9 protein-coding genes and 1 pseudogene are annotated in these 9,466 nt (G+C 42.9%); 6 read left to right on the top strand and 4 right to left on the bottom strand.

Going from position 1 to position 9,466, the window contains the following annotated elements; genetic code table 11:
• Window positions 1–130 (bottom strand): annotated as a pseudogene (locus ACYTXL_RS19460) (nucleoside deaminase); the annotation flags it as partial.
• A gap of 88 nt (window positions 131–218) precedes the next feature.
• Here ACYTXL_RS19460 and ACYTXL_RS19455 point away from each other — a divergent pair.
• From ACYTXL_RS19455 to ACYTXL_RS19445, 3 genes are all read left to right on the top strand, one after another.
• The gene (locus ACYTXL_RS19455; protein ID WP_461926178.1) at window positions 219–1,007 is read left to right on the top strand and encodes an ion transporter; all 789 of its coding nucleotides are present in this window, start codon (window positions 219–221) and stop codon (window positions 1,005–1,007) included.
• Window positions 1,008–1,093: 86 nt separating this feature from the next.
• Window positions 1,094–1,930, top strand: coding sequence for an S-formylglutathione hydrolase (gene fghA / locus ACYTXL_RS19450; RefSeq protein ID WP_461926177.1), 837 nt, complete (start codon window positions 1,094–1,096; stop codon window positions 1,928–1,930).
• Between the two features lie 377 nt (window positions 1,931–2,307).
• Complete coding sequence (locus tag ACYTXL_RS19445; protein ID WP_461926176.1) at window positions 2,308–2,757, top strand: pyridoxamine 5'-phosphate oxidase family protein; 450 nt, start codon at window positions 2,308–2,310, stop codon at window positions 2,755–2,757.
• Window positions 2,758–2,964: 207 nt separating this feature from the next.
• On the opposite strand, the gene ACYTXL_RS19440 is transcribed toward ACYTXL_RS19445, so the two are convergent.
• Window positions 2,965–3,150, bottom strand: coding sequence for a hypothetical protein (locus ACYTXL_RS19440; protein WP_461926175.1), 186 nt, complete (start codon window positions 3,148–3,150; stop codon window positions 2,965–2,967).
• Window positions 3,151–3,514: 364 nt separating this feature from the next.
• Window positions 3,515–4,792 (bottom strand): aliphatic sulfonate ABC transporter substrate-binding protein, encoded by a 1,278-nt coding sequence (locus ACYTXL_RS19435; RefSeq protein ID WP_461926174.1) that lies wholly within the window; start codon window positions 4,790–4,792, stop codon window positions 3,515–3,517.
• A gap of 223 nt (window positions 4,793–5,015) precedes the next feature.
• Here ACYTXL_RS19435 and ACYTXL_RS19430 point away from each other — a divergent pair, with 223 nt between their 5' ends.
• Both ACYTXL_RS19430 and ACYTXL_RS19425 read left to right on the top strand, forming a co-directional pair.
• Window positions 5,016–5,684 carry a cadmium resistance transporter gene (locus ACYTXL_RS19430; RefSeq protein WP_461926173.1) on the top strand — a complete coding sequence of 223 codons (669 nt, stop codon included), beginning with the start codon at window positions 5,016–5,018 and terminating at the stop codon, window positions 5,682–5,684.
• A gap of 31 nt (window positions 5,685–5,715) precedes the next feature.
• Window positions 5,716–5,823, top strand: coding sequence for a hypothetical protein (locus ACYTXL_RS19425; RefSeq protein ID WP_461926179.1), 108 nt, complete (start codon window positions 5,716–5,718; stop codon window positions 5,821–5,823).
• On the opposite strand, the gene ACYTXL_RS19420 is transcribed toward ACYTXL_RS19425, so the two are convergent.
• Window positions 5,783–8,044, bottom strand: coding sequence for an FUSC family protein (locus tag ACYTXL_RS19420; protein ID WP_461926172.1), 2,262 nt, complete (start codon window positions 8,042–8,044; stop codon window positions 5,783–5,785). The two genes, ACYTXL_RS19425 and ACYTXL_RS19420, sit on opposite strands and share 41 nt — an antisense overlap.
• A gap of 105 nt (window positions 8,045–8,149) precedes the next feature.
• Here ACYTXL_RS19420 and ACYTXL_RS19415 point away from each other — a divergent pair, with 105 nt between their 5' ends.
• Window positions 8,150–8,989, top strand: a complete 840-nt coding sequence (locus tag ACYTXL_RS19415; protein WP_461926171.1) for a Uma2 family endonuclease — start codon at window positions 8,150–8,152, stop codon at window positions 8,987–8,989.
• The last annotated feature ends 477 nt before the right edge of the window (window positions 8,990–9,466 follow it).

Genomic DNA, 9,466 nt, shown 5'->3' with positions numbered 1-9,466 from the left:
CATTGTCTCTACTGACAGTGTTATGAGCTACGGCCATGATTTCGTTATCTTTAACAATGACGGCACCGTAAGGCGCATCGCCTTCTTTTGCCTCTACCAAAGCTAAACGCATAAAATATTCTGGGTTCATATAAGCTGAAGTTAATATAAGGATAATGGTTAATAATATCGTATTTCTAATGTTATAACTGAGAATTAAGATTAATTAATGATCGAATATGTTACTCAGCAGACAAGAAACAGAATTTTATTTAAAAGACCTGGAAACACCAATAGGTAAAACGATTAATTTAACACTTGCCGCTATGGTGTTACTATCATCAGGAATTTTCGTGGCAGAAACTTATAATATTCCTGATTCTGTACGCTTTAAGTTAAATCTAGTTGATACTGGGATCGTGAGCATCTTCGCGGTGGAATATTCACTCCGTCTATGGAGTGCAGAAAATAAAATCAAATATATTTTTAGTATTTATTCGATAATTGACTTAATGGCAATTTTGCCATTCTTTCTAGGAATGGTGGATATTAGCTTTATCCGCCTACTGCGATGGTTTCGGATTTTACGATTAATCAGATTTATAGATAGAAAATTTTTATTCGCCACTATCAGCACCGAAGATGGAATGATTTTTACGCGAATATTATTTACATTATTTGCAATTGTTTTTATTTACTCTGGCTTAATTTATCAAGTTGAGCATCCGGTTAATCCTCAAAATTACGGTACATTTTTGGATGCCTTTTATTTCTCTGTTGTCACAATGACAACTGTGGGATTTGGCGATGTTATTCCAATTTCTGAATTAGGACGCTTGCTAACAGTATTAATGATTTTTACCGGAATTGCGCTGATTCCTTGGCAAGTGGGAGATTTAATTAAGAGAGTTGTGAAAACTGCTAATCAGGTAGAAACAGTTTGTTTAGGTTGTGGTTTGACTTTTCACGATCTAGATGCTGGGTTCTGTAAAAGGTGCGGGACTAAGTTACTGGCGTTGCAGGATTGATTGAGATGCGATCGCTACCTGCATAATATTAATCTAGGTTAAAATAATCTGTCTTTGCCAGTCGCTCAGGAAAGAGAATATAATCAATGGCTAACCTCAATCTCCTTTCAGAATATAAAAGCTTTGGTGGCAAACTCGGCTTTTACAGTCATGACTCCTCCACCTGTAACGGTGAAATGCGCTTTGCTGTCTATCAACCACCACAAGCAACTCAAAAATCGGTGCCGATTCTCTATTTCCTCTCTGGATTGGCTTGCACTGAAGAGAATTTTATGGTAAAGGCAGGAGTGCAGCGCTTTGCGGCTGAGTACGGTTTGATATTGGTTGCACCAGATACTAGTCCACGTAATACTGGGATTGCAGGTGAGGATGATGGCTGGGATTTTGGCACGGGTGCGGGCTTTTATGTTGATGCTACAGAGGAACCGTGGCGTCAACACTACCAAATGTATAGTTATGTCGTCCAGGAATTACCTACTTTAATTACCGCAAATTTCCCCACCCAACCTGAGAAACAAGGTATTTTCGGTCATTCGATGGGGGGACATGGGGCACTTGTCTGTGCGATGAGAAACCCACAACTCTACAAATCAGTATCAGCTTTTGCGCCGATTACTGCACCTAGGCATTGTCCTTGGGGTGAAAAGGCTTTCAGTCGTTATCTTGGCAACAATCAAGAAAGTTGGCGTGCTTATGATGCTAGTGAATTAGTCAAACAAGTAGGATATCACAGTTCAATTCTCATTGACCAAGGAACTGCTGATAAATTTTTAGCTGAACAATTACTGCCAGAGGTGTTTGAGCAAGCTTGTGCAGATGTTAACCAGCCGCTAAACTTGCGTTACCAAGAAGGCTATGACCACAGTTATTATTTCATTGCCAGTTTTATTGAAGATCATATCCGCCACCATGCGTTAGCGTAGCTTACCGTAGGTATCGCTTTATTAATTACAGCAGTTTTCATCTATTTAAACCCTATATTTCTATAGAATTCTTATTTGATTTGGGAACAAGACTACGAGAAAATACGGTGAATTTATAAGTCAAGCAGTGATTAATAATAACTCAGTATTTCTCCCCTACCACACTTGTATTAATTTTTATATTGTAGTTAAACAAATAACCCCATAAATCAAACAGTATTCTGTCATGCTGTAGCAAAATCAATAAGACAACAGTCCTGATGTGCGATCGCTCAAGGCATTTTGGGTCATGTCTCAAGACATGGTGATCTAAGTCTTGGGCAACAACACATTTGCAACTAGATTAATCAATTAAATCTTTATTCTGGAGAATGACCATGTTAGATATTGATGAAATGGGTACAAAAGAGATGCATGATCTCTTGCAGAAAGTGGGACATGGACACTTAGGTTGTGCGCTTGAAGGACATCCCTATGTTGTGCCTATGCACTATTATTTTGAAGAGCCAAACATCTACATTTTCACGACGCTTGGGATGAAGACCAAGTATATGGACGCGAATCCAGAAGTCTGTTTGCAAGTTGAAGAAGTCCACGATCTAAAGCATTGGCGCAGCGTTACTGTGACCGGTCGAGCCGAACACATCACTCTTCAGCAAGACATCGATCGCGTGATGCAATTTGTCAAAACGCAAAATCCAACGCTTTCGCCCGCGATTAATCGAACCTGGATTGATGCTTGGGGTCGTGCGGAGGTCATGGCGCTCTACCGCATCCATCCCAGCGAGATGAGTGGACGAACCACTGATGGAGTCAGCAGTCAATAAGAATCAAGATACCTCAACTGTTGAGGTATCTTGATTCTACTAGGTCGAGGCTTTACCAACGACATTGCAGACTAACGGCACTCCACCAACAGACTGAAGAACTGGACATTATAAGATTTTGAGAATCGGGAGTCGCTTACTACCCACTGCAAAATAACCCGCAATCGAGAGGTCAGTGATGCTAACTGCAACGGACTTTAAGGAGTATTACACCATATTGGGAGTGAGCAAAACTGCAAGCCCTGGTGAACCACCATAACGACTTCCAGCCAAGTTAATCTCAGAGTCAGACCGCATAATTTCTATCGCAGTGCGGAGAACACGACATAAATAGTCTTGGTGTAATGCGATCGCTGTTCGCTCAAACATCTGCAAGAACTTTGCTACGTCCATTTTTACTCAATCATTTCTGCAATTGTGCAGATAATAACCCAAGTTGCTATAGCAGTCATAAATCATTTGTAAAAATTATCGAACAGAATTCAGCAGTCAGGAGTCACGTCGCTTCGCTCCGAATTCAAAATTCAAAATTAATGATCCCCATAAATAAATTTAGTTGCTCTGTAAACGGACTTCGTATTTCTTGCGCTGTGCGTCTCGAAATACATTTTTTTGCTTCTCCATAAATAAATTTAGGGGCTTGTATCCTTTTCGTTTTCGGTCAGAATTCAGAATGAATTCTGTGCGACACTTCGACAGGTGTTACCCTGAGCTTGTCGAAGGGTTCAGTGCATCGCTGGCGGATAAATAATCGGGTTTAATAAGTCCAGTTTTGCTTGGTCTGCAAGCTATAGGTTCCATCTTTCACATTTACCCGTTCAGGAATCAGATTTAAATCTCTAAATATATTTGCTTGATACTGTAAGGCATTGAGCGATTGGTCGTCAATGGGGATGATGGCGCGTTCGCCACTATGTTTCTGTAAAGTTTCGACGATGGATGGATCGATTTCATGGTCTTCTGTCAATCGTTGAACAGCTTCTAATTCCTGTCTCTTAGCCCAAGCTCCAGCTTCGTTTACCTCTTCTAAAATCACCTTGAGTAAGTCGGGATAGTCGCGTACTAGCTCTGGAATCGCATAGTAATAGGTCGGAACTTCTACGGAGGTTTTATCACCAAATATGCTCTCTAAGTCTGCAATCGATCGCCCTGGGTAAGCGCTTCGGGCTTGAGTTGTTGTGTAGGGAACCCAAATCACCCAAGCATCGACCTCACCCCGGCGGAATACGGGTAGTGCCTCCGGCTGTGTCAGATAGACTGGCTCAATGTCGCTAAACTCAAGTCCGACTTTTGCCAGCGATCGCACAAGTATATAATGTGCGCTTGAGCCTTTGTCAAAAGCAATCTTCTTACCCTTGAGGTCGGCAAGCGTCTGAATCGGCGAATTTTCCGGTACCAGAATCGCTTGACCCTTGGGAGAGGTATATTTTTCTTTAGCTACTCGCACAAATACATGATCCGCCGCTTGAGAGAAGATACTGGCTGTACCGCCGCCCCCGCAAAAGTCAATCGTCCCGTTGCTGAGTGCTTCAATCAGAGAAGAGGCTGATAAAAAACTTGTCCAGGTAACACTCAGCCCATAAGGTCGCAAACGGTTTTCCAGCAAGCCTTGAGTACGGAGAACTTCCAGATTTGTCATCCCCTCTGGATATCCTATTTTGAGTTGCTTGAGCCGCCGCGCTTGCTCGGCTAAGGGCGTGTTGTTAGATCCACCAGAACGGCTAGAAAACCAGCGATCCAAAACTATACAGAAAATTATGCCTCCCACAAATAGTCCCACAGTTTCCAATAACTGCATTATTGAGTTTTTGGGTAGGTTGAACTGATTCATTAGAGAGGATATCTGATTGCCAGATTCAGAAGCCGCAACAGCATGACCGTCAAAAACTAGAGTCCAGACCAAAATTGAGACAAGACCGATGCAAAATCTAACTGCAAACCTGTAGGTAGCCGATCTACGAGTGGCTGATCTGAGCGACCGTAAGATGTTTTGACCTGTGCCTCTACGCAGAAGGTCAATCAAACGGCTAATCATAATGACTCCTTTGATACATATAGGTGATGGACATTGCCGGATGAATTGGAGATGGGGGATAAAGTTAAAGCACCGCTTAATATGTATAAACTACCAGATTTGCTCTGAGTTACACCCAATATGCGATACTCACATTATCATATCGATATTGTGGTAATTCTCTACAACGATTGAGCGATCGCTAGTTTTGGTCATCAGATTAGGTGTTGAGTGAGGGATAGTGATGGATTGGTTAATTGCAACAATTAAAATCGGGCTAGCTGCGGCTGTGGCAACAACCTTTGACGACAATATTTATCTGACTGCCTTCTTCAGTGAGGTTAATCGTACTTTTCGTCCTCAACATGTTGTGGTTGGTGAGCTTCTAGGGTTCACGGCATTAGTGATAGTAAGTTTGCTTGGTTTCTTACTGGGTCTAGTAATTCCTGAGACTTGGATTGGTCTGCTGGGGATTCTGCCGATACTCATTGGCATTAATAACTTGCTCAACCTTAATAAAGATGACTCAGCCGAAGATAAGTCAGCCAATCTAAAAAGAAACTCTAAATTTCGAGGATTTGATTCCAGAAAGCGATCGCTCTGGAACGTAATCGGCGATCCGCAGACCTATCGCGTCTCTGCGGTCACAATTGCCAACGGCGGTAACAATCTTGGGATCTATATTCCCTTGTTTGCCACTAGCTCAATCCAAAATCTATCTGTAATCATACCTGTTTGCTATTTCATTGTTTTCTGCTGGCTGTTTATGGCCTATAGTCTGACACATCTACCTGGTATCGCTTTGGTACTCAGCCGTTATGCTCGCAAGATTTTCCCCTTCGTACTGATGTGGCTGGGTTACAGAATTCTGATGGACAGCGAATCCTATCGTCTTTTTCTACCGAAAACTTGACCAAAAAGAGATTGAAGGCTTGCCAGCCCCAGTGCAGCGATTCTTTCGGACAGTACTCAAAGATGGACAACCGATGGTGGCTGCTGTCAAATTGTGCTTTATTTACCTGAGGTTAGCCGTACCATCGCTGAGTGCATAGCAGTCAACCGCCGCACAATCTGATCAATCTCCAAATCTAATATGCTGTAATCAATGACTGCCTGACGAATTGGTGTATGTCCTTGATTAACAGCTAACTCTTGGATACGGGCTGTACGCAGTGCTTGTAGGTGCGGTTGGATTTTTTGCAGCGTTTGTTCCAAGTCAGGTAAGAGCGGTGGGGTAATTTCCTGCTCTACTGAATCAGCTAACTGTTCTAAGAGTAGCGAAATTTGGCAAACAAAGGTTTCTAATTCCGGGAGTGGCACTGTTCCTCGAAAATGTTCGAGATGTACTGCCAAAACTGTCACGGCGTTAGTAAAACGTCCCATATACATCAGCAGCGTCATCACTGGTTCTACTAATTCTTTATGCATTTTGGGTTCGCGTAGCAATCCTTGGAACGAGGCTTGGGCATTGCCAATTGCCAGTCCAGTTTGTCGCCGTTGACTGATAATGGTAGAGTCACGCTGCTTTTTTCCCTGGTAAACAGCCATCACATCGCTAAAGTATTTGTGACATTCTCGTAGCGCCGTAGCGAGTTGACTCGGTAAACGATCGCGTTCCCAATTTGGCCAGATAAAGTAATGACTCGCAAAAGCTAATCCCGCCCCAATTAATGTATTCAATACCCGAAAGCCAGCGAATTGCCAACCAATCGGATGACCAATATCAATAATCAGTAAGACAAATATTGATAAGAAAACCACCGAATACCCATAGTTGAAACGGATCAGAGAAATGCCAAAAAATACTGTCAGCAGAATGATTGTGTCTAATACAGGCTTACTCGTGATGGTTGCAAGTAAAACAGCAGCTAACACAGCTCCCAAGATAGTCCCGCCAACTCGCTGGAAAAACCTCTGGAAAGTTGCACCCAAGTTCGGTTTGAGGACTATCATGATGGTCAGTGTCACCCAATACCCCATTGGTAAATTGGTAATGCTGTATAATATTACGCCTACAGTTAGACTTACACCAATGCGGAGAGCATGGCGAAAGATTGCTGAGTCTAAGGTGAGGTTTTCTTTGAGTAAATTTAAGAGCGATCGCTGTTCGTCTGCAACTAAAAGAAGTCTATCTACATCACGTTGACTGATCTTGCGATGATCGGCCAGAGATTTAGCTGTCTGAGCAGTGTATTGCAATTGCTTGATTATCTTTTCGATCATCAGCACTAGGTTACTGAGAGCAACCAGAGTTGTATAATCTGTCTCACTCCCGGCAATTGCTTTTCTTTGCAGACTTTCTTGTTCCTTGAGTGCCTCATAGATGCGGTTGAGATTGCCCAGATCGATGCTGCTAGGCTTGCCAGATATGGCTTTCGCTATGGCTTGAATAATAACTGATATTTGTGCGAGTGCATCGTCTACTAATTGCTGGACTGCGTGATATTGCTGTTCTTGGCAGTAAGTTTCTAGTAATTCTATTAAGCCAATAACTGAGCCAAGTAAGCGATCGCCATCCTGAATTAGCACCAATAACTGCTCATTCATCCAACTTCGAGCCGACTGTGCAATCCGTAATGTACCTAAAGTAGTCCGTGCTGTCTCTAATGCCTGTCTTATTAGGAGAATATTTTCAGTTTTTGCTACTTTAGCTACAAATGCCTGAATGTAGTTGGCGAGCGCACTGAAGCAAGCAGCCACAGCTATCCGTAGTGGATCATAAGGTTTAAAAGGCCACATTACCAAAGAAAGTAACATCGCCCATCCACCTGCAATTAGACATAGCAGCGATCGCATGAGTGCGACTTCCAAGTTTCCTGGCTGTGCGATCGTGGAAATAAATGATATCCCTACCACCAGACCGACATTTGCACCAGCATTACCGTACAGCGACGCCAAACCGGAAGCAAGTCCCCAGAGAAATGTTAGCACCACAGTTAGGGCTGGAACTCTGGCAACTAAAGTACCCACAAATACTGAAACAGCTATTCCCAAAGTAGCCGCCACCATCGCCCTAGCTTTGATCCGGTAAGGGCCACCAACATTCGCTAAGTTGACAAAGTAAGCTATTAAACCGACAAATAACCCGCTTTCCCTTGTTCCCTGAGCTTCTGTCGTTGGCAAAGCCTCTGGTAGAGAAGGGTGGTTGATCAGTTGCCCAATTAGCATGGGAATCCCCAACGCTAACACGGCTCGCAAGCCGTTGGATATTGCTGGTTTTCCTGGCTCTGACTGGATCAGAAATCTGAGGAAATTACTTCGATTCAACTGCATGGTTTTTGTTAACAAAACAAAATTTTTATCTGGATTTTCTTGATATTCTTATATATATAGCCGTACTGAAAGCGATAAGATCAAAAATAAATTCATGTTGTGTTTATGGCAACCCAACTCAGTGAAGCCAAATCCCAAACTGAACTGGTAATCTCTTGGTCAGCCTTGCCCAAGGATTTTCAACTAGAGGATGAACCAGTGGAGAATACAGGTCAGCCACTTTTGGCTGGTGCTTTGCGTGAAAGCCTAGAAATCAGTAGATTCATCCAACCCCAGATGTTGATCGCTTCAAACTTTGGTCTTTGTGCGACAATCAACGGGCAATTTATTGCCAAAGCACCTGACTGGGTTTATGTGCAGTCGGTTAATCAAGTTCTGACCAATCGCAAAAGTTATACACCCAATTTAGAAGGAAATATCCCAGCGATCGCCATCGAATTTTTATCCGAGACTGAGGGGGGAGAATATTCGGTAAAGCGAACTTATCCACCAGGAAAATGGTTTTTCTACGAGCAAATTTTGCAGATTCCCATCTACATAATTTTTGAACCAGATGGCGGTTTATTAGAATATTATCAACTGGAAAATAAACGCTATGAGTTAAAGCTACCTGACGAAAATGGTCGTCATTGGATTGATATAATGGGCTTATTTTTGGGAACTTGGCAAGGAACAAAAGAAGCTCACACTGGTTATTGGTTACGCTGGTGGGATCAAGCTGGTAATTTATTACCGTGGGCTGTGGAACAGATTGAACAAGAACGTCAACGCGCTGAACAAGAACACCAACGCGCTGAACAAGAACATCAACGCGCTGAACAAGAACGCCAACGCGCTGAACAAGAACACCAACGCGCTGAACAAGAACGCCAGCAAAAAGAACGACTGATTGCTTATTTACAATCTCAGGGTATTGACCCAAATAATTTGCCGCCGTTTGAGTAGAAAGTAAAAACCGCGTTTCTGAAATTAAGTAATATCATGTCCGCCAAATTACCCATAATAAAAGAACCCCACCCCCAACCCCTAAGAGCGTGCCTACGGTGTATACACAAGTCTCTCTTGATGCAATTTACGGTTTATCGAATAGCCCAAAGAAACCTCAAAGATTGGTTCTGCTACGCAAAACCTGTCCCTCTCCGTGAGTTCGGAGAGGGACTAAAGTCAGGACTCTTTGAGGTTTTGTTTTGGCTAATTCGATGACTTGTGTATACACGGTAGCCCCGCGTGCGGGGAGGGGAGCTAAAGTGCAGCTTTTGCGGGGTGGGGTTCCGGGTATAATGCAAAACTTCATCCTTTCTCTAGCTTCCCTCTCCTTTATAAGGAGAGGGATTGAGGGTGAGGTAAGCCAGGGACATAAATTGTATGTTATTTAATTCTTATTCCTAAGTATGAATTTACTCTGCCTCTAATTTAGAACCC

Source organism: Nostoc sp. (assembly GCF_054880495.1).
The sequence above is the reverse complement of the archived record's forward strand: the minus strand, read 5'-3'. Positions and strand labels throughout refer to the sequence as shown.

What these genes read in the sequence shown, in the direction of transcription:
- ACYTXL_RS19455 (WP_461926178.1), top strand. Translation starts at nt 219, where the DNA reads ATGTTACTCAGCAGACAAGAAACAGAATTTTATTTAAAAGACCTGGAA.
- fghA (WP_461926177.1), top strand. Translation starts at nt 1,094, where the DNA reads ATGGCTAACCTCAATCTCCTTTCAGAATATAAAAGCTTTGGTGGCAAA.
- ACYTXL_RS19445 (WP_461926176.1), top strand. Translation starts at nt 2,308, where the DNA reads ATGTTAGATATTGATGAAATGGGTACAAAAGAGATGCATGATCTCTTG.
- ACYTXL_RS19440 (WP_461926175.1), bottom strand. Translation starts at nt 3,150, where the DNA reads ATGGACGTAGCAAAGTTCTTGCAGATGTTTGAGCGAACAGCGATCGCA.
- ACYTXL_RS19435 (WP_461926174.1), bottom strand. Translation starts at nt 4,792, where the DNA reads ATGATTAGCCGTTTGATTGACCTTCTGCGTAGAGGCACAGGTCAAAAC.
- ACYTXL_RS19430 (WP_461926173.1), top strand. Translation starts at nt 5,016, where the DNA reads ATGGATTGGTTAATTGCAACAATTAAAATCGGGCTAGCTGCGGCTGTG.
- ACYTXL_RS19420 (WP_461926172.1), bottom strand. Translation starts at nt 8,044, where the DNA reads ATGCAGTTGAATCGAAGTAATTTCCTCAGATTTCTGATCCAGTCAGAG.
- ACYTXL_RS19415 (WP_461926171.1), top strand. Translation starts at nt 8,150, where the DNA reads ATGGCAACCCAACTCAGTGAAGCCAAATCCCAAACTGAACTGGTAATC.